16 protein-coding genes and 1 pseudogene are annotated in these 20,210 nt (G+C 61.9%); 14 read left to right on the top strand and 3 right to left on the bottom strand.

The features are described from left to right. Position 1: 1 nt before the first annotated feature. From ACZ41T_RS02550 to ACZ41T_RS02485, 14 genes and pseudogenes are all read left to right on the top strand, one after another. A complete protein-coding gene (locus ACZ41T_RS02550; RefSeq protein WP_464922914.1) occupies positions 2 to 538 on the top strand; it encodes a hypothetical protein in 537 nt (178 codons plus the stop codon). A gap of 26 nt (positions 539 to 564) precedes the next feature. After that, on the top strand, positions 565 to 774 hold the full coding sequence (locus tag ACZ41T_RS02545; RefSeq protein ID WP_464922913.1) for a DUF3470 domain-containing protein: 210 nt from the start codon (positions 565 to 567) through the stop codon (positions 772 to 774). Between the two features lie 71 nt (positions 775 to 845). Beyond that, positions 846 to 1,865, top strand: a complete 1,020-nt coding sequence (gene gnd, locus ACZ41T_RS02540; RefSeq protein WP_464922912.1) for a phosphogluconate dehydrogenase (NAD(+)-dependent, decarboxylating) — start codon at positions 846 to 848, stop codon at positions 1,863 to 1,865. A 1-nt stretch (position 1,866) separates the two neighbouring features. Continuing rightward, positions 1,867 to 3,276: a glucose-6-phosphate dehydrogenase gene (zwf, locus tag ACZ41T_RS02535; RefSeq protein ID WP_464922911.1), complete on the top strand. Its 1,410-nt coding sequence runs from the start codon at positions 1,867 to 1,869 to the stop codon at positions 3,274 to 3,276. A gap of 14 nt (positions 3,277 to 3,290) precedes the next feature. Further along, positions 3,291 to 3,980 carry an HAD family hydrolase gene (locus tag ACZ41T_RS02530; RefSeq protein ID WP_464922910.1) on the top strand — a complete coding sequence of 230 codons (690 nt, stop codon included), beginning with the start codon at positions 3,291 to 3,293 and terminating at the stop codon, positions 3,978 to 3,980. Further along, on the top strand, positions 3,977 to 5,068 hold the full coding sequence (tal, locus tag ACZ41T_RS02525; RefSeq protein WP_464922909.1) for a transaldolase: 1,092 nt from the start codon (positions 3,977 to 3,979) through the stop codon (positions 5,066 to 5,068). Before ACZ41T_RS02530 ends, tal begins: the two co-directional genes overlap by 4 nt. Further along, the gene (gene pgi / locus ACZ41T_RS02520; RefSeq protein ID WP_464922908.1) at positions 5,065 to 6,735 is read left to right on the top strand and encodes a glucose-6-phosphate isomerase; all 1,671 of its coding nucleotides are present in this window, start codon (positions 5,065 to 5,067) and stop codon (positions 6,733 to 6,735) included. The genes tal and pgi overlap by 4 nt, the downstream gene beginning before the upstream one ends. Before the next feature lie 54 nt (positions 6,736 to 6,789). Next, the gene (locus tag ACZ41T_RS02515) at positions 6,790 to 7,926 is read left to right on the top strand and encodes a phosphohexomutase domain-containing protein (protein WP_464922907.1); all 1,137 of its coding nucleotides are present in this window, start codon (positions 6,790 to 6,792) and stop codon (positions 7,924 to 7,926) included. Next, positions 7,838 to 8,059: a hypothetical protein gene (locus ACZ41T_RS02510; RefSeq protein WP_464922906.1), complete on the top strand. Its 222-nt coding sequence runs from the start codon at positions 7,838 to 7,840 to the stop codon at positions 8,057 to 8,059. Before ACZ41T_RS02515 ends, ACZ41T_RS02510 begins: the two co-directional genes overlap by 89 nt. 70 nt (positions 8,060 to 8,129) lie before the next feature. Next, a complete protein-coding gene (locus tag ACZ41T_RS02505; RefSeq protein ID WP_464924014.1) occupies positions 8,130 to 8,396 on the top strand; it encodes a hypothetical protein in 267 nt (88 codons plus the stop codon). A gap of 39 nt (positions 8,397 to 8,435) precedes the next feature. Beyond that, positions 8,436 to 10,556 (top strand): transketolase, encoded by a 2,121-nt coding sequence (tkt, locus tag ACZ41T_RS02500; RefSeq protein ID WP_464922905.1) that lies wholly within the window; start codon positions 8,436 to 8,438, stop codon positions 10,554 to 10,556. Between the two features lie 29 nt (positions 10,557 to 10,585). Then, positions 10,586 to 14,467, top strand: coding sequence for a GH36-type glycosyl hydrolase domain-containing protein (locus ACZ41T_RS02495; RefSeq protein ID WP_464922904.1), 3,882 nt, complete (start codon positions 10,586 to 10,588; stop codon positions 14,465 to 14,467). A 178-nt stretch (positions 14,468 to 14,645) separates the two neighbouring features. After that, complete coding sequence (locus tag ACZ41T_RS02490) at positions 14,646 to 15,944, top strand: glucoamylase family protein (RefSeq protein WP_464922903.1); 1,299 nt, start codon at positions 14,646 to 14,648, stop codon at positions 15,942 to 15,944. A 137-nt stretch (positions 15,945 to 16,081) separates the two neighbouring features. Beyond that, a pseudogene (locus tag ACZ41T_RS02485) lies at positions 16,082 to 17,222 on the top strand (IS3 family transposase). A gap of 138 nt (positions 17,223 to 17,360) precedes the next feature. Here the strand turns inward: ACZ41T_RS02485 and ACZ41T_RS02480 are convergent. The 3 genes from ACZ41T_RS02480 to ACZ41T_RS02470 all read right to left on the bottom strand — a co-directional run bounded on the left by ACZ41T_RS02480 (position 17,361) and on the right by ACZ41T_RS02470 (position 20,109). Then, positions 17,361 to 17,960, bottom strand: a complete 600-nt coding sequence (locus tag ACZ41T_RS02480) for an exosortase H-associated membrane protein (RefSeq protein ID WP_464922902.1) — start codon at positions 17,958 to 17,960, stop codon at positions 17,361 to 17,363. Next, positions 17,957 to 18,502 (bottom strand): exosortase H, encoded by a 546-nt coding sequence (gene xrtH / locus ACZ41T_RS02475; protein ID WP_464922901.1) that lies wholly within the window; start codon positions 18,500 to 18,502, stop codon positions 17,957 to 17,959. The genes ACZ41T_RS02480 and xrtH overlap by 4 nt, the downstream gene beginning before the upstream one ends. A 260-nt stretch (positions 18,503 to 18,762) precedes the next feature. Next, positions 18,763 to 20,109, bottom strand: coding sequence for an IPTL-CTERM sorting domain-containing protein (locus tag ACZ41T_RS02470; protein WP_464922900.1), 1,347 nt, complete (start codon positions 20,107 to 20,109; stop codon positions 18,763 to 18,765). Positions 20,110 to 20,210: the final 101 nt, after the last annotated feature.

Below are 20,210 nucleotides of genomic sequence, written 5' to 3'. Positions count from 1 at the left end.
CATGAACACGCATACCGATCATTTAGTAGGTGCCGTGTTTGACAACCCAGACCACGCACAGGCGCAGGTCGAGGAGATGATCAAACATGATTTTCCGATGGATCAGGTCTCCCTCCTGCACAAGGCAGGCGGCGAGGGCGATGACTTTCTCGGCATCGCCTATACCAATGAAAAAGAACGGTTCAAGGTCTGGGGCGCCAAGGGCGCGCTATGGGGATCGCTGGGCGGACTGCTGGTCGGCGCTGTCGGCCTGCTTATGCTGCCCGGCATCGGGCCTGTGCTTATCGCCGGACCCCTGATCGATGCCATCGCGGGTGCGGCAGTGGGTGCCGGTCTGATGACCGCTGGCGCCGCTGCAACGCACCTGACCATTGCCCTGCATCGTCTTGGTATTCCCGATGACAAACTGAAGATCCTTCATCAGGCGATCATGGATGGCAAGACCGTGCTGCTGATGCACTGCGGCAATGACGATCCGGAAGCCTGGCGCCAGCGTCTAAGCTGGACGGGTGCGAATCCTGTTTTCACCATGCCTTGAGAAATTCCGGGCAAGCAACCAGACTGTTGCACTTCAGACTTGAATGCGCCGTTGCCGAATGTCCGGTTGACGCGATTTTCGCGCAGTGTGACGTTCCGCAAGACCAGCTGCATTTCATTGCGCTCAATCTCGAATTGGCACGAGGCTGGAAGCCGATCATTGATACGAAGGCCGCTCTTCCCGCTGCCGATGAGTGGGCAAAGATTAAGAATAAGTTCCAGTTTCTTGTGCGTTAAAGCGAGCTGAGTCTTTCACGATGAGCGATTCGCGGCGTCAGGATCACCCCCTACAAAGCAGGAGGTACAAGATGCAGATCGGCATGATAGGCCTGGGACGTATGGGCAGCAATATGGTGCGGCGCCTGATGCGGGGAGGGCACAAATGTGTGGTGTACAACCGTAGCGCAGAAGCCGTCGACGCACTCCGCGGCGAAGGTGCCGTCGGCACGGTTTCGCTGGGGGATTTTGTCGCCCACATGACCCAGCCGCGCGCGATCTGGCTGATGGTGCCGGCGACGGTGGTAGATGAGGTGCTGGCGCAGCTGGTACCCCTGCTTGAAGCCGGCGACATGGTCATTGATGGCGGCAACTCCTATTACCGTGACGATGTTCGGCGTGCCGCTGAATTGCAACCACATGGGTTGCATTATGTGGATGTGGGCACCAGCGGCGGCGTCGCGGGCCTGGAGCGCGGCTATTGCCTGATGATGGGGGGTGAGAAAGACATCGTTCAGCACCTTGATCCGATTTTCACCACGCTCGCCCCCGGCGCAGGCACGGCCCCCCCGACCCCGGGCCGGCACAAACCCGCCGCCACCGCAGATCAGGGCTACCTGCACTGCGGGCCACATGGCGCCGGACACTTCGTCAAGATGGTCCACAACGGTATCGAATATGGGCTGATGGCGGCGTATGCCGAGGGCCTGAGTATTCTGCACCATGCCAACGCCGGCAAGCGCACGCACGATAGCGATGCCGAGACCACACCGATGCGCAACCCGGAGTTTTACCAGTATGAGCTGGACTTGCCCGAGATCGCCGAAGTCTGGCGGCGCGGCAGTGTGGTGGCGTCATGGCTGCTCGATCTGACCGCAGCGGCGCTGGTTGAGGATGCGGATCTCAGCGAATTCTCGGGTCGCGTGTCGGATTCGGGTGAGGGGCGCTGGACGGCACTGGCGGCCATTGAGGAAGGCGTACCGACACCGGTCATCAACGCGGCGCTGTTCGAGCGCTTTTCCTCGCGCGGCAATGCCGACTATGCCAACCGGATTCTGTCGGCGATGCGCAAGCAGTTTGGCGGGCATGATGAGAAGAAAGAGGGACGCTGAGATGGATCACACAGACGATGCCGCAAGGCAATCCGACGCACTGGTGCTGTTCGGCATTACCGGCGACCTCGCCCGCAAGAAGATCTTTCCGGCGCTCTACGCGATGGCCAAGCGCGGTGTTCTCAAAGTACCGGTGGTCGGGGTCGCCACTTCCAAGCTCAGCGTGACAGAGTTGCGCAAGCGCGCCAGGGACGCCATCAGGGAGTCCGGCAAGATCGACGACAAGCCGGCCCTCGATCATCTGCTCTCCCTGCTCGGCTACGTAAGTGGCGACTACAATGACCCGAGTACGTTCGAGGCGCTCAAAAAGGCGCTCGGCGAGGCCCGTCGTCCGGCGCACTATCTCGCCATCCCGCCTTCTTTGTTCGAGACGGTCGTCCAGGGGCTCGACGCCGCGGGCCTGACCGAGCAGGCGCGCGTCATTGTCGAAAAGCCGTTCGGACGCGACCTGGCCTCCGCGCGCGAGCTCAACCGCATCCTGCGGTCGGTGTTTTCGGAAGACGCGGTCTTTCGCATCGATCACTATCTTGGGAAGGAGGCGATCATGAACATCCTCTACTTCCGCTTCGCCAATTCGTTCCTCGAGCCGATCTGGAACCGCGACCACGTGGCCAGCGTGCAAATCACCCTAGCCGAGGATTTCGGCGTGGAGGGTCGCGGCGCGTTTTACGAAAGCGCCGGCGCTCTGCGCGACGTCGTGCAGAACCATCTGTTCCAGATCCTCGCGTTGCTGGCCATGGAGCCGCCGGGCTATCAGGACTACGGCGCCGTGCACGCCGAAAAATACAAGGTGTTCCGGGCCATGCGCCCCCTGCAGCCCGACGACCTGGTGCGCGGCCAGTACGCCGGCTACCGCAAGGAGCCGGGTGTGGCGAAGAATTCCGATGTCGAGACATTCTGCGCCATGCGGCTATTCATAGACTCGTGGCGCTGGCAAGGAGTGCCTTGGTATCTGCGCGCGGGCAAAAATCTGGCCACTACGGCGGCCGAGGTCCTGGTCGAGTTGAAACCGCCGCCGCAGAGACTCTTCGACGACTCGGCGCCGGTGGAAGGGCGGGCTAATTATCTGCGCTTCCGGCTCTCTCCCAACTCCGCCGTCGCCCTGGCCGCGCGCGTCAAGCGTGCAGGCAAGGAGTTCACCGGCGTCCAGCACGAGCTCTTCCTGCTGGACGAGCAGCTGGAAGAGGAATCGCCCTACGAGCGGCTCTTGGGCAATGCCATGGCCGGCGAAGGCGCGCTGTTCGCCCGTGAGAATAACGTCGAGGCCGCCTGGGCAGTGGTCGATCCTGTGCTGACGAAGCATCACCAGGCGACGCGGTACAAACCCGGCAGTTGGGGACCTAAAGCAGCGGACGCGCTCATCGCGGCGGACGGTGGCTGGAACAATCCCATCCTGGAAGGGTCCGTATGACGGCGCCGGTCCCGATGATATTCCTGCTGGATGTGGACAACACGCTGCTCGACAACGATCGCATCATCGCCGACCTGAGCGAGCATCTTGCTCAGTCGTTTGGCGCTGAGAGCCGCGATCGGTATTGGAAAATCTTCGAGGCGCTGCGCGTTGAACTCGGCTATGCGGATTATCTGGGCGCCTTGCAGCGCTACCGTGTCGGCGCCATGAATGATCCGCGCCTGCTGATGATGTCTTCATTTTTGGTGGACTATCCGTTTGCCGAGCGCTTGTATCCCGGCGCGCTCGACGTCATTGCGCATCTCCGCCGTAGGGGGCCGACGGTGATTCTGACGGATGGCGACGTGGTGTTCCAGCCGCGCAAGGTGCAGCGATCTGGATTGTGGGATGCAGTTGAGGGCAGGGTGCTGATTTATCTGCACAAGGAGCAAATGCTCGATGAGATCGAGCAGCGTTATCCGGCTCGCCATTACGTCATGGTGGACGACAAGCTGCGCATTCTGGCGGCGATGAAAAAAATCTGGGGAGAGCGTCTGACAACCGTCTTCCCGCGCCAGGGACACTATGCGCTCGACCCCGGGAAGATCGCCGCCTATCCAGCGGCTGATATAACGATTGAGCGTATCGGCGAGTTGACCAATGTCGATTTTCTCACCTTGCCCGGCACCCCCAAAGTCAGCCGCACGCAACAGGAGGCGTCATGAAAGCCACACAACAACTGCACGATCTCGGTCAAAGTCTCTGGCTCGACAACATTACGCGCGGGTTGCTGACGAGCGGCACACTGGGCCGCTATATCAATGAACTTTCCGTGACAGGGCTGACCTCCAATCCCACGATCTTTGAGCACGCCATCAAAGAGGCTGATTTCTACGATGATGCCATTCGCCAAAAGGCGCTGGCCGGCAAGTCGGGCGAAGCACTCTTTTTCGAACTGGCTTTGGAGGACCTGACCCAGGCCGCCGATCTCTTTGCTCCGGTCCATGCAGGGACCGGCGGCGTTGACGGCTGGGTGTCGCTGGAGGTATCGCCCTTGCTGGCGGACGACACGGCAGGCAGTATCAAGGCGGCGGCGCAACTGCATGGGCGTGCGCAACGCCCCAATCTCTTCATCAAGATCCCGGGTACCCGCGCCGGTTTACCCGCCATCGAGGAGACGATCTTTGCCGGCGTGCCGGTAAATGTCACGCTGCTGTTTTCGCGCGAGCACTATATCGCCGCCGCCGAAGCATACATGCGCGGTATTGAACGGCGCATCGCCGCCGGACTCGATCCGGCGGTCAGTTGCGTGGCGTCGCTTTTCGTCAGCCGCTGGGATGTCGCCATCAAGGACAAGGTTCCGCAGGACCTTCGCAACCGCCTCGGTATCGCCATCGCCATGCGCACCTACATGGCCTACCGCGAGCTGCTGGCCTCTGCCCGTTGGCAAAAACTGGCCGACGCCGGCGCGCGGCCGCAACGCCTGCTGTGGGCCAGCACCGGCACTAAGGATCCTGCCGCCTCGGACACCCTGTACCTCGAGGCGCTGGCGGCGCCGGATACCATCAACACCATCCCCGAGAAAACGCTGCTCGCTTTCGCCGAGCACGGCAAAGTGAAGGCCGCCTTGCCGCTTGATGGCGGCGATGCCGAAGCGCTGCTCGCCGAGTTTGTGCGGGCCGGGGTCGACAATGCGGCGCTTGCCGCCGACCTCCAGCGCGAGGGCACCGCAGCCTTCGCCAAGTCATGGCGCGATCTGATGGACCGCATCGCCTCAAAAATCGACGTGCTGACGAAGGCCGGGCAGACATGAGCAGTGCGACGCTGACCACCGGTTCGGCCGCGCCGGCGCAACGCCTGACAGAGCGCCCGGCGTGGAAGGCGCTCGAAGACCATTACGCAACGATGCGTCATCTGCATCTGCGGCAGCTCTTCGCCGAAGATCCTCGCCGCGGCGAACGCCTGACCGCCGAAGCCGCAGGTATTTATCTCGACTACTCCAAGCAGCACATCACCGATGAAACGATACGACTGCTTGTGCAACTGGCCGAGGAATGCGGTTTGCGTGAGCGTATCGCCGCGATGTTTCGTGGTGAACGGATCAATGTAACGGAAAAACGCGCCGTGCTGCATACCGCCCTGCGCGCGCCTGAGACCGCGCGGGTTGTCGTCGATGGTGTCGACGTCGTGCCCGAGGTGCATGCCGTTCTCGAACGGATGGCTGCATTTTCGCTCCAGGTCCGCAGCGGCGAGTGGCAGGGGTACACCGGCAAGCGCATCCGCAATATCATCAACATCGGCATCGGCGGTTCCGACCTCGGCCCGGTGATGGCTTACGAAGCGCTGCGTTATTACAGCCAACGCGACATGATATTCCGCTTCGTTTCGAACGTGGACGGCACCGACTTTGAGGAAGCCACGCGCGATCTCGACCCGGAAGAAACCCTGTTTATCATCTGCTCAAAGACGTTCACGACGCTCGAGACCCTGACCAACGCCCACGCCGCCCGCGCCTGGAACTTGCGCAAACTCGGTGACGACCGGGCCGTGCGCAGGCACTTCGTCGCCGTATCTGCCAACGCCGAAGGCGTCTCCCGATTCGGCATCGATACCGCGAATATGTTCGGCTTCTGGGACTGGGTCGGCGGGCGCTACTCCATGGACTCGGCAATAGGGCTGTCGACCATGATTGCCATCGGACCGGAGAACTTCTGTGCGATGCTCGCCGGCTTTCACGCGATGGATCAGCACTTCCGCAACGCGCCATTCGCGCAGAATTTGCCCGTGCTCATGGGAATGCTGACGGTATGGAACAACAACTTCTTCGATGCGCAGACGGTCGCGGTACTGCCTTACGAGCGTTATCTCAAACGCTTTCCCGCTTACCTGCAGCAACTGACAATGGAGAGCAACGGCAAACACGTGACGCTCGATGGTACGTGCGTCGCCTGGCAAACCGGGCCCATCTACTGGGGCGAACCCGGCACCAACGGCCAGCACTCGTTCTATCAGCTTATCCACCAGGGAACCCGACTGATCCCCTGTGACTTCATCGGCTTTTGCCAGGCGTTGAATCCAATCGCCAATCAGCATGATCTGCTGATGGCGAATCTGTTTGCGCAGACCGAAGCGCTGGCGTTCGGCAAGACGGAGGAGGAGGTCAAGGCCGAGAACACGCCAGGGTGGCTGGCGCCGCACCGCGTCTTTGAAGGAAATCGCCCGACCAACACCATACTCGCCGAACGTCTGACGCCGGAGACGCTGGGGCAGTTGATCGCGCTTTACGAACACAGCGTCTTCACTCAAGGAACGATCTGGAACATCGATTCATTCGATCAATGGGGCGTTGAGCTGGGCAAAGAACTGGCGCAACGCGTGGCTCCTGAGCTTGAAGGCGTGGACGAACCGCCGCTCAAACATGACAGCTCGACCAACGCGCTCATCCGGCACTACCGCCGGCTCAAGAACGAACGTTCATGAATATGCGCTACCAAGTCGATCGCAAACGCCGCTCGCAAGCATTTCAGGTGCCGAATGAGTAACGCAAAAGATGTGCCGGTAAAAGTCAGCCCCCTGGCAGGCAAGCCGGCCCCGTCAGCGATGCTGGTCGACGTGTCTAAACTTGTTACGGCCTATTACACTGACGTGCCAGATGTTTCCGTGCCGGAGCAGCGGGTTAAGTTCGGCACCTCAGGGCATCGCGGTTCCGCGTTCGAAAACAGTTTCAGCGAAGGACATGTCCTTGCCATCAGCCAGGCCATTTGCCAGTACCGCACACAGCAGGGTATAGATGGTCCGCTGTTTCTGGGCATCGACACGCACGCGCTGTCCGAGCCCGCCTTTACCAGTGCGCTCGAAGTGCTGGCGGCCAACGGTGTGGACGTCATGCTTGCGGATAAGGACGAATACACACCCACGCCGGTGATTTCACACGCCATACTCACATACAACCACGGCCGTGTTGCCGGGCTGGCGGACGGCATTGTCATCACGCCTTCCCACAATCCGCCCGACAGCGGCGGCTTCAAGTACAACCCGCCCAATGGCGGGCCTGCGGATACCGGCGTCACGGGCGGGATCGAAGCCAAGGCCAACGAGTTTCTGAAAGACGGCCTGAAGGGCGTGAAAAGAATGCCTTTCGAACAGGCGCTGCGTGCCGCCAAGACGCACCGGCACGACTACCTCAACACTTACGTGAGCGATCTCGGCAATGTGCTCGACATGGATGCGATTCGCGGCGCGAACATCAGTATGGGCGTAGATCCGCTGGGCGGCGCCGGCGTTCACTATTGGGGGCCGATTGCCGAACGCTATGGTTTGAACCTCACTGTGGTGAACGAAGCCGTCGATCCGACCTTCCGCTTCATGACAGTCGACTGGGACGGCCAGATCCGCATGGACCCGTCATCAATCTACGCGATGCAGGGCTTGATCGAACTCAAGGACCGCTTCGACATCGCTTTCGCCTGCGATACCGACCATGACCGGCACGGCATTGTCACCCGTAATGCGGGTTTGCTGCCGCCCAACCATTATTTCCTACCTGTTCCAGCATCGGCCAAAATGGAGCAAGGATGCGGCGGTGGGCAAGACGGTGGTCAGCAGCCAGATGATCGATCGCGTCGCCGCGAGGCTCAATCGCACGCTCTACGAGGTGCCGGTTGGTTTTAAATGGTTTGTCGAAGGCTTGCACGACGGCTCGCTTGGCTTTGGCGGGGAAGAGAGTGCGGGCGCATCCTTCCTGCGTCATGACGGCAGCGTCTGGACGACGGACAAAGACGGCATCATTCCGGCTTTGCTTTGATCTTGCGCGCGAGTTCGGCGAACCTGCCTACGACCGGGTCGAGGCGCCCGCCACGCCGGCGCAAAAAGTGATGCTGTCAAAACTCTCGCCACAACAAGTGCAGATCACGCAGCTGGGCGGCGAGAAGATCGACCGCGTACTCGACCGCGCGTCGGGCAACGACGCGCCGATCGGCGGCATCAAGGTGGTCAGCGCCAGCGGCTGGTTCGCTGCGCGGCCGTCCGGCACCGAAGACATTTACAAAATTTACGCGGAGAGCTTTCGCGGCGAAGACCACCTGCGCAGCCTGTTGAGCGAGGCGCAGGCCATCGTCGACCACGCGCTGACAGAGCATTGACGCGCGTCGCACTATTTGCACATATGTCAAGGAGTGACCATGTCAGACCCACTCGATCAGCTTTGCATCAACACCGTGCGCTTTCTGTCACTGGACATGATTCAGCGCGCCAACAGCGGCCATCCCGGCATGCCGCTCGGCGCCGCGCCGATGGCTTACGCGTTGTGGATGCGCCAGCTCAAGTATCATCCGGCCAACCCGCACTGGGTTGATCGTGACCGCTTCGTCTTGTCGCCCGGACACGGATCCGCGCTTCTCTACAGCCTGCTGCATCTGACTGGCTACGACCTGTCGCTGGACGACATCCGGCAGTTTCGCCAATGGGGAAGCAAAACGCCAGGGCACCCCGAGCGCGGTCACACCCCCGGCGTCGAAGTGACCACCGGTCCGCTCGGGCAAGGGCTGGCGAATGCGGTCGGCATGGCGATCGGCGAAGCGAATCTGGCGGCGCGCTACAACCGCGACGGTCACACGGTGATCGACCACCATACATGGGCCATCGTCAGCGACGGCGACCTGATGGAAGGCGTCGCCTCCGAGGCCGCGTCGCTGGCCGGGCACCTGAAACTTGGCAAGCTGATCTGCCTCTACGACGGCAACAGCGTCACGCTGTCGGGCGGGACCGACATCACATTTTCTGAAGACCGCGCCAAACGCTTCGAAGCCTATGGCTGGCAGACTATCAGCGTGGCCGAGGGCAACGACGTGGCTGCGATCGGCGCCGCGCTGGATGCCGCCCGCGCCGACACTTCCCGGCCGTCGCTGGTTCTGGTGCGCACGCACATCGGCTTCGGCTCGCCCGAGCAGGACAGCTACCGGGCGCACGGCTCGCCGCTCGGCGCCGAGGATATGAAAAAAACCAGGGAGACGCTTGGCTGGCCTCTCGCCCCACCGTTTTTCGTGCCGGAGCCGGCGCTGGCACATTACCGCGAGGCACTGGACCGGGGTGCCAGGGCAGAAGCCGAATGGAATGGCCGAATGGAAACCTATGCCAGGGCATTTCCAGAACTGGCAAAGGAACTGCAAGGCCGACTGCACGGCGAACTGCCATCGGGTTGGGATGCCGATATCCCGGTCTTCCCCTCCGATGGCAAGGGCATGGCCACCCGCGTCGCCAGCGGCAAAATCATGAACGCATTCGCCACGAAACTGCCTGCACTTTTCGGCGGTTCGGCCGATCTGGATCCCTCCACCCATACCGCACTGAAGGGGCTGGGCGATTTCAACCCGGCAATGGCATCCGGCGAGGACACTGAAGGATCCGACGGCGGCGGCTGGAGTCATGCCGGGCGTAACCTGCACTTCGGCGTGCGCGAACATGCGATGGGCGCCATCGTCAACGGTCTCGCTGCGCACGGCGGCTTCATCCCGTACGGCGCCACCTTCCTGATTTTCTCCGACTACATGCGCCCGGCGATCCGCCTCGCCGCGTTGATGGGCGTGCACGTGGTGCACGTTTTCACCCACGACAGCATCGCGCTTGGTGAAGACGGCCCGACCCACCAGCCGGTGGAGCAGCTGGCCAGCCTGCGCGCGATTCCCAACCTCACCGTGATCCGTCCCGCCGACGCCAACGAAACCGCGGTGGCGTGGAAGGTGGCCGTGGAAACCCGCGGCCGCCCGGTGCTGCTGGTGCTGACCCGGCAGAATGTCCCCACGCTCGACCGTGGCCGTTATGCCGGTGCCGATGGCCTGCGCCGTGGCGCGTATGTGTTGAGCGATGCGAAAGATCACAAGCCGGCGCTGATCCTGATTGCCAGCGGTTCCGAGGTCAGCCTGATTCTCGCCGCTGCCGAGCGCCTGCAAAGCGAAAATATCGCCGTGCGCTGTGTGTCGATGCCGAGCGAGGAATTATTCGACGCCCAGCCACAGGCTTATCGCGATCAGGTGTTGCCGCCGGACGTGAGGGCACGACTGGCGGTCGAGTTGGGGGTGTCCCAGGGCTGGTTCCGCTATGTCGGCGCCGATGGCGACATGCTCGGCGTCGAGCGCTTCGGTGCCTCGGCCCCGGCCGGTGTCCTGCTGCGCGAATACGGCTTCACGGTCGACAATGTAGTCGCGCTTGCCAGGGCGCTGCTGGCCTCGATCTCCGGCCCTCCGACACAGCCCCATCAGGAAGCCTCAAGCGACGCCGTGCGTACTGGCGCTGCGGCACGTTGAGGTTTTCATCGCCGCGGACAGGATCGCCCGTGCCCTCTCTCACGCCTCCTCCCGCCATCGCCACACGCCGGCTGTGCCTGCTCTCGAACGGCACGTATAGCGTCATGCTCAGCAACAGCGGTTCTGGTTTCAGCCGATGGCGCGACCTGTCGGTAACGCGCTGGCGCGAAGATGTCACCCGCGATAACTGGGGCAGCTATCTGCTGCTGCGCGACGAGGACAGCGGCGCGGTGTGGTCGGCCACGCGGCAACCCTTGGGCGCGGCATCGCAGGATTTTGTGGTGAATTTCAGCGCCGGCCGCGCCGAGTTTGTCCGCCGCGATGGCACGCTGGACAGCACGTTGGAAATCGCCGTGGCCGGCGAGGCCGATATCGAGCTGCGCCGCCTCACCCTGAACAACCATGGCGACAAACCGCGCACGTTATCGCTGACCTCCTACACCGAGTTGGTGGTCGGCCCGGCCGGCCCCGACAACGCGCATCCGGCGTTCTCCAAGATGTTCGTGCAAACCGAATGGGATGCGCGACATGGCGTGTTGCTGGCCACGCGGCGGCGGCGCGCGGACAGTGAGCCGGATATCTGGGCAGCACACGCACTGCAGATCGAGGGCCAGCCGGCCGACGGCGCGCTTGAACATGAAACCGATCGCGCGCGTTTTCTCGGCCGCTGCCGCACGCTGCGTAATGCGCAGGCGATGCAGCCGGGCGCCACCTTGTCGAACACCACCGGCTACGTGCTCGATCCTGTCTTCAGCCTGCGCCAACGCGTTACGCTGGCGCCCGGCGCCAGCGCGGGGCTGTTGCTGTGGACGCGACTGGCCGATTCGCGAGAGGGTGCGCTGGCATTGACCGCACAGCTGGACAACGCGAACGCTGCTGGGGAGTTGTTCACCAGCGCCGCGCACCACGCCGCGGCCGAATACGCGCCCCTCGGCACCGACACGGCGCAAGCCGCCCGTTCTGCGCACTGGCTGAGTGCGGTGCTGATCAGCGATCCGCACCAACGTGCTGCAGCCGACGCGTTGGCGCGCGGTCGCGGCGGCCCGCCCACGCTGTGGGCGGCCGGCATTTCCGGTGATCGCCCGATCATGCTGCTGCGCCTCGACAACATGGCCGAACTGGCGCGCGTGCAGGAGGTGCTGCGGGCGCAAAACAACTGGCGCAGCAGGCAGTTAGCCGTCGATGTGGTGCTTTTGAATACGGCTGCCGGCACCGTCGGCGATGCGCTGCACCGTGCGCTTGAGCCGTTGGTGAGTGTGCAGCAGACGCAGCTGAAAACAGACACCGCAGCGGTCAAGGCTGAACTGATTGCATTGCGTGACAGCGCGATCAGCGACGACTTGCGCAACGGCCTGCTGACGGCGGCGCGCGTGCTGATCGACGCCAACGAACCACGACGCACCACGGATCTTGCCGCACCGGCGCCAGGCACGGCTGGCGCGCCCATCCGCGCCAGCACGCCGGCACAAGCCGCCGGTGCGCCGGACGGCCCACTGGAATTCGCCAACGGCAGCGGCGGTTTCAACCAGGCCGGCCGTTCGTATCGCATCCATCTCGACGACGCGCGCTGCACACCGCTGCCGTGGGTCAATGTGATCGCGAACCCTGCGTTCGGCTTCCTCGTGTCGGCGGAGGGCGGCGGTTATGCGTGGTCGCTCAACAGTCAGCAGAATCCGATCACGCCGTGGCCGAACGATCCCGTCAGCGACAGTCCGCATGAGGCGCTGTATCTGCGCGACGAAGACAGCGGCGCATTGTGGAGCGCCACTGCGCTGCCGATTCGCGTCTCGGGCGCGACCTACCACACCCTGCATGGCAAGGGCATCAGCCGCTTTACGAACGATGCGCACGGTATCGAGTCGGAGTTGACCGTGTGCGTGCCGGTGGCCGATTCCATCAAGCTGTCGCGGCTGCGTCTGTGCAACCGCTCGGCGCGCACGCGGCGCTTGTCGGTCACCGGCTATGTCGAATGGGCGTTGGGCGCAAACGGCACCACACCGGCGCCGTTCGTGATCACCTCGCGCGATGCGCAAACCGGTGCGCTGTTCGCGCGCAATCCGTGGCGCAGCGATTTTGACGGACACGTCGCGTTCGTCGATCTGGCTGGCCAGCAACGCTCGATGAGCGGCGATCGCGGCGCGTTTCTCGGTCCATTCGGCGCGCTCGACCAACCTGCCGCGCTGCAAGACAACACGCCGCTGTCGGGTCGCCTTGGCGCAGGTCTTGATCCATGCGGCGCACTACAGACGCGGATCGAACTGCCGCCGAATACACAGATTGATATCGTCTTCCTGCTCGGTGATGCCGCTGGCGAAACAGAAGCGCAGACATTGATCGAGAAATATCGCGTGACCGACATCGAACAAGTACTCGGCGAAGTGGCCGCCCAGTGGAACGGCCTGCTCGACACCGTACAGGTACGCACGCCGGACCGGGCGATGGACATCATGCTCAACGATTGGCTGCTGTACCAGGTGCTGAGTTGCCGCTTGTGGGCGCGTACCGCCTACTATCAGGCCAGCGGCGCGTATGGTTTTCGCGATCAGTTGCAGGACGTGACGGCGCTGTGCGTAAGCCGGCCCGATCTCGCCCGCGAACATCTGCTGCGAGCGGCCGGCCGCCAATTTGCCGAAGGCGACGCGCAACACTGGTGGTTGCCGCCGGGCGGGCAGGGCATCCGCACCAAGATCAGCGACGACCGCATCTGGCTCACCTACGTCGCCACACACTATGTCGACGTGACTGGCGATGCCGCGGTGCTGGATGAAGTGTTGCCATACCTTGCCGGGCAAGTCATTCCTGCCGAGGCCACCACTACGTTCTTTCAGCCGACCGAGTCTGACCGGAAAGTCAGCGTGTACGAACACTGCGTCCGCGCGCTCGACTCCAGCCTGACCCGCGGCGCGCACGGACTGCCGCTGATCGAAACCGGCGACTGGAACGATGGCATGAACAGCGTCGGTGAACAGGGCCGCGGCGAAAGCAGCTGGCTTGGCTGGTTTCTGCTGGCCACCATCGCGGCGTTCGCGCCCTATGCCGAGCAGCGCGGCGAAACCGAGCGCGTCAAACGCTGGCGCGACTATGCCGCCGACATGCGCGTTGCATTGGAACAGGCGTGGGACGGCCAGTGGTACCGCCGCGGCTACTACGACGACGGCACGCCACTGGGCTCGCACGAAAGCGGGGAATGCCAGATCGATACCATCGCGCAATCGTGGAGCGCGCTGGCTGGCGCAGCGAACCCGCATCACGCGGTGCAGGCCATGGCCTCGGTCGATCGCCTGCTGGTCGATCATCAGCACCAGATCGCGCGACTGCTCACCCCGCCGTTTGACAACGGCACGAAGAATCCCGGCTATATCAAGGCCTACCCGCCTGGCATACGCGAGAACGGTGGCCAATACACACACGGTGCGATCTGGTCGGTCTTTGCGTGGGCCAGGCTCGGTGACGGCGATCGCGCCGGTGCGCTGTTCGACCTGCTCAACCCGATCCACCACAGCGACAGTACCGACGCAGTGGCACGCTACAAGGTGGAACCCTATGTCGTCAGCGCAGACGTCTATTCGGTTGCGCCGTACCTCGGCCGCGGCGGCTGGACTTGGTACACCGGCTCCGCCGCGTGGTTATACCGCGCCGGCCTCGAGGCCGTACTCGGCTTCCAGTTGCGCGGCGACCAACTGCGCATCGATCCGTGCATTCCGAAACATTGGGCCGGCTTCCAGCTCACCTACCAGCGGCGCGGCCGGCAACACGCCATCACCCGTTACGTCATCACGGTCGAAAATCCAGGCCATGTCTGTCGCGGGATAACTCGCGTCGAACTCGACGCCAAAGCGCTCACTACCGCAGACGCGATTGCCCTGGCGGATGACGGCCAAACCCATACGCTGCGCGTTGTGCTCGGCTAGACCTTGATGAGGCGCAGGCCCTCGTCAACGATACTGTTGAACGGGTGCCGCTGAGAGGCAATTTCTTGAGGAAAGAAGATGATCGAACCAAAAAATTCGCTTGATGCCGTGCTACCGCCGCATGCGGTCGCTTCCGTCACGATTGCGTTGACGCCCGAATCGCAGACCCGGTGAAACCATGAACACCGACAAGCCCACGGTCGACGCCGAGCTGGAATCGCTTCAGCGCGATACCTTCAGATACTTTCTGCTCTGGACCAATCCGATAAATGGACTGGTGCGCGACAAGACCGAGCCCGATTGGCCCGCCAGCATTGCCGCTACCGGCCTCGCCCTGGCTTCATATCCGGTCGCGGTCGAGCGCGGCTTCATCACGCGCGCGGCGGCGATCTCGACAGTCCTCGCCACACTGAGGTTTTTCCGGGACAGCCCGCAAGGCCCCGAGCCGGACGCCACCGGTTACCAGGGCTTTTATTATCATTTTCTCGACATGCAGACCGGACGGCGCGCGTGGCAATGCGAATTGTCGACCGTGGACAGCGCCATTCTGCTCGCCGGTGCATTGACTGCCGGCGCATATTTTGACGCGGACACGGCTGAAGAAAAGGAAATACGCGACGTCGCTAACGCTCTTTATTGCCGGGCCGACTGGCCGTGGGCACAAAACGGTGGCCTGACGGTTACGCACGGCTGGAAACCCGAAAGCGGATTTCTCAAATACCGCTGGGAAGGCTACGACGAGGCGCTTGTGCTGTATATCCTGGGGCTCGGCTCGCCCACCCATCCGCTGCCGGAGAGCAGCTATGCAGCCTGGGCTTCTACTTACGAGTGGAAAAATAACTGCGGATACGATTATCTTTACGCGGGGCCTTTATTCACGCATCAGATTTCGCATCTCTGGATCGATTTTCGTGGCATTCAGGACGCGTTCATGCGCGAAAAAGGTATCGATTACTTCGAGAACACCCGTCGCGCTACCTATGCGCAGCGACAATACGCGATCGACAATCCGCTCAAGTTTGCAGAGTATGGCCAAGACTGCTGGGGAATCACCGCAAGCGACGGACCCGGCCCCGGCACCCTCAAGATAAATGGCATCGAGCGGCAGTTCTTCGGTTACCTGGGCCGCGGCGTACCGTACGGCCCGGACGACGGCACCGTCGCGCCATGGGCGGTGGTGGCGTCGCTACCGTTCGCGCCGGAGATCGTGTTGCCGGCAATCGACTATCTGGTGCATCAGGTCGACCTGAAAACGGGTAATCCCTGCGGCTTCAAGGCAACGTTCAATCCGACCTACCCGAACAAGGGCAGCAATCCCTACGGCTGGGTATCGCCGTGGCATTACGGCCTGAATCAAGGGCCGATCGTTTTGATGATCGAGAACTACCGCACGGGTCTGTTGTGGCGAGTGATGCGAGATTGCTCTTATATCGCCAGCGGCTTGCGGCGAGCAGGTTTTGTCGGGGGCTGGTTATGAACAGGTTGCCGGGATGTCGAAGATTGCACCTTTCCCCTGGGACGTTAGAAGTTGCCCCGCAAATCTGCACAGCGCTATAAGTGGAAACTCCGGGCATGATGCTGGACTGGAAGCGGTCTGGCGAGAAGGAGTATTTGATGGTCAAGAAATCGGCGCGGCGCACCCGCCGCACCCACAATCCGGCATTCAAGGCACGCGTAGCGCTGGCCGCGCTGCGCGAAGATAAGACGATGGCCGAGCTGTGCCGTGAGTTCGAGTTGCACCCCAACCAGATTGCCGAATGGAAGAAGCAGCTGCTCGAACGCGCCGCCGATGTATTCGGCGCGACGACTGAAGCCACCGAGCCGGTCGATCTGGTTCCATTGCACGCCAAGATCGGCCAGCTGGCGCTGGAGAACGATTTTTTAGAACACGCGCTCACCAAGGCGGGATTGCTGAACGCAAAGCCATGATCGACCGTGACCACACCCTCAGCGTCAGCCGCCAGGCTGCGTTGCCGGGAATCGGCCGGGGATCGGTGTACTACCTGCCCAGGCCCGTCTCCGAAGCCGACCTGGCGCTGATGCGCCGGATCGACGAACGGCATCTGGAACACCCCTTCATGGGCGCACGGATGCTGCGTCGTCAGTTGCGGCAGACAGGCGTGAAGGTCGGTCGCCGCCACGTTGGCAGGCTCATGAAGAAGATGGGCATCACTGCACTTGCGCCCCAGCCGGGCACCAGCCAGCGTGCGCCGGGGAACAAGATTTACCCGTATCTGCTGCGCAAGCTTGCCGTCGTCCGCTCCAATCAGGTGTGGGCGCTGGACACCACCTACATTCCGATGGCGCGCGGCTTCGTCTACCTCACCGCCGTGGTCGACGTGGCCAGCCGCCGGGTGTTGGCACACAAGGTGGCAATCACGCTGGAAGCGTGCCACGCACGGGAGGTGATCGATGCGGCCTTTGCCCGCTACGGCACGCCTGAAATCGTCAACACCGATCAGGGCAGTCAGCTCACCGCCGAGACGTTCACTGAGGCGGTGCTGGCTCAGGGTTGCAAGTTGTCGATGGATGGGCGCGGCGCGTGGCGGGACAACGTGTTCGTCGAGCGCGTATGGCGCAGCGTGAAGTACGAGCGGGTGTACCTGAAGGCCTACGACAGCGTCAGCGCCGCGCGTGCCGACATTGCCGATACATCGACTGCTACAACACGGGCAGGCCGCATTCGAGTCTGAGTGACGCCACGTCCGAACAAGCCTATATGGACTGGCTGCCGAAGCTGGCCGAGGCTGCGTAGAATGAAGTTTTCGGTGCGCCCCGCGTTGCCCGACATCCACGGAAACAACGACGCACCTTTAACCCGCCAGAGTTCCACTTATAAATCGGGGAATGTTGTTCAGACAAGCGGAGCCACTTCTCTCCGGTGCACGGGTCGTCAAGGATGGGTAGGAGTATTGCGGGCCTGCGAGCGTAGCAAGTTCTCAATGAACGACCGGTTAAAACCTGCCCACAACACGACGGGTATGAGGCTGGGAAAAATGAGGTTGCCGATTTGATAGCCGAGCGCGATGGCCTCCCTGTGCCAGCCGAACAAACCCGCCTGTGCTGCAATGTCAGGGCCGAGTTTTACGCCGACTTGTACCAGCAAATCGAAAGCGATGCCCCAGCTCTGGAAGGGCAGAAGAACAACGGCGCCGACCAGGATTTTCCACCACTTGGCGCCCGCTGCAAGCATCAGCGCGCCGAAAAACGCCAATCCGTAAGTGTAGAGCAGGGGATTCACTTCCAGTACCAGCAGGCCGGTTCGTCCCGGCTCGGGGTGTACCTCGAGGGTGGTCACAAATACCTGATCGATTCCAGGCTGCTCTAGCGCAGACACGATGCCGGGTTGGAACCCGTCCACCAGCAGGTGAGCCAGTGCGCCGGCGCCGGCCGTGTGATAGTGCGCGCTGAAATACCAGGCCGCGAGACAGGGTGGCAACCACAGGAGGGTACGCAGAACAAACTTCCCGAGCGTAGGGGTACCCGCCATCATGGCGCTGTCGCTTGTCGCACCCCGGCACCTGCCGATGGAGGAGGGGGTACGTCGGAGGAGGATGAGGACGGCGGCAGCATCCGAATCCAGACCAGCCAGACAATCAGCACATCGAGCATGATGAGCGCCTGCCACAGATAAAGATGCGCCCACTCGAAGACCTTCATATTCCACTGGCCGAGATAGAAAAGGCTGATCACGCGCACGATATTCAACACCTGCACCGCAGTCAGGCCGGCCAGGATGCCGATTACGCGGTGCTTCCAGGGCGCAGGAAAGGCGAGCATGGCGGCAATGAGAACAATGGCCGCCTCAATGCCGTTGCATCCCGCCTCGATGGAAACCGCGAAGCCGTTGGTCGTGCTCTGCAGAATCTTGCCGTACGCGGCAACGTTCGAATCGAAGAGCGTGATCAGGCCGGCACTGATTCGCGCCAGCGCTTCGGTCCACGGCAGCACGACGGCGGTTTGCACAGGCTGCGTCAACTCGGCCGCGAACAGCGTAACCAGGATGACAACAAAGAGAATGAAGAAGCGCAACATAAGCGAATGGATTAAAAGCGTGCTTATCCAGAATAATTCAGTAATAGAATCCGCTACCATCGAATGGCAGCATTGCCTTCGGAGCGGCTTTAGCCGCGACAGATCGAACCGTGGCAATCGCGGCTAAAGCCGCTCCCACAAAAAAGAGTACCGCCCTGATGAATTATCCGGGCTTATGTGAGGGGTGCAACCTAAGCCACGCCTTGCACGCAAACAACAAGGGGCGCTTGCGCGCCCCTGGGTTATTTCAACGACCGTACTTAAACCTGCCTGCGCATCGCTACAAAGCCTGCCATAGCCAGGAGGGCTACAAGCATGATCATCGCCCACTCGGAAAGCGTGGGGATGCTCGTGGCGGCGAGAGATGTGACGGTCAAGACCGCGCTGGCTGGTGTGGCATTGCTGCCGTTGCTGGTTACCAAGGCGCCAACGGGCAGCGTGTTGGTGTAGCTACCCGCGGTCGCGGCGGTCACGTCCACGGTCACCGAACAAGTGCCGGGCGCGCCGCCCGGAATTGTTGTTCCGATCGGTAGGGACACTATCGAGGTACCCGCAACTGCCGTCGGCACCCCGACGCCACAACTAGTGGCTGCATTCGGGGTGGGCGCGACCACCACATTGGTGGGCAAGTTGTCAATCAAGGGCGAGGAAAGGGTGGCGACACCAACATTGTCATTGCTCAACGTAATGGTGAGCCTCGAGACGCCACCTGCAGAAATGGAGGTCGGGGAGAATACCTTGCCGAGCGCAACACCGCCCGGAGGCGTCACTGGGGGAACGAAGGCGGGACAAGTAGGGACGGTAATTGTATTTGTATCTGTTGTGACGGTCCCGCCAAATGCCAAGGCTCGTCCTGTCATGTTTGCAAAATGTCCAAGCGTAATACCGGCGTCGTCAATGATCGTTCCCAGGAACGTCGGTGTAAGCGATGCTGCCGCATTTGCCCCAAGCGTCGTGGCGCCGACGGGAGCCCAGTATACATCGGACTCGCAGGCGCCGCCCGCCGCGACAACTCTGGAATTGGCTCCAGTAGTAAGCGCCCCTGCTGGCCTGAAGATGTAAACGCCGGCGCCATTGAGGGTCACTGTCGTGCTTACGGTTATCGTCATTGCGCCGCCGCTGGAATAACAACCCGGAGGAAATACTCCAGGCCCAGCCCCAAGGTCCACAGTGTCCAGAGCAACCGCGCCAGCGCCGAGAGAAGTGCAGGATTGACCGTTCAAATCCGCCAAGGCAATGCCCTGATCTATCCCTGCTGTGGCATATGGACCATCAGCAACGTGTGTCGTGCCATTCACCGTGGGCACTACCGCGGGTCCGGTCGTATATCCAAGATCCCCATTGATAGTGGTTCCTGCTGCGGTATTGGTGTAGGTGCTGGAGAGAACGCCATATGTGGCAGATGTTCCAAGGTTTGGCGCGGTCGCGGCCAATGCCTGGGCGGAAACCAAAACAAATGCAGTGACCCCCAAGCCTGCCAGCAAGCCACGAGTTATTCGACTGAGCCTGGAGTCCCTTGCGGCAACACGGGGCATACCATGTTGGACCTGAGTGGCAGAGGCGTTCTGATCGTTCATGGCATGGCCCTTGGAAAATTTGTAAGTCATTATAAATCCCTCTCCTTTTATTTATTGCAGCTTGTCTAACAAGGCAAAATAGTTTAAGGACGGTTGGATATTACCACCCACATCAGTAATGTAGACAAGAA

The organism is Thiobacillus thiophilus (genome assembly GCF_055378705.1).
The sequence above is the reverse complement of the archived record's forward strand: the minus strand, read 5'-3'. Positions and strand labels throughout refer to the sequence as shown.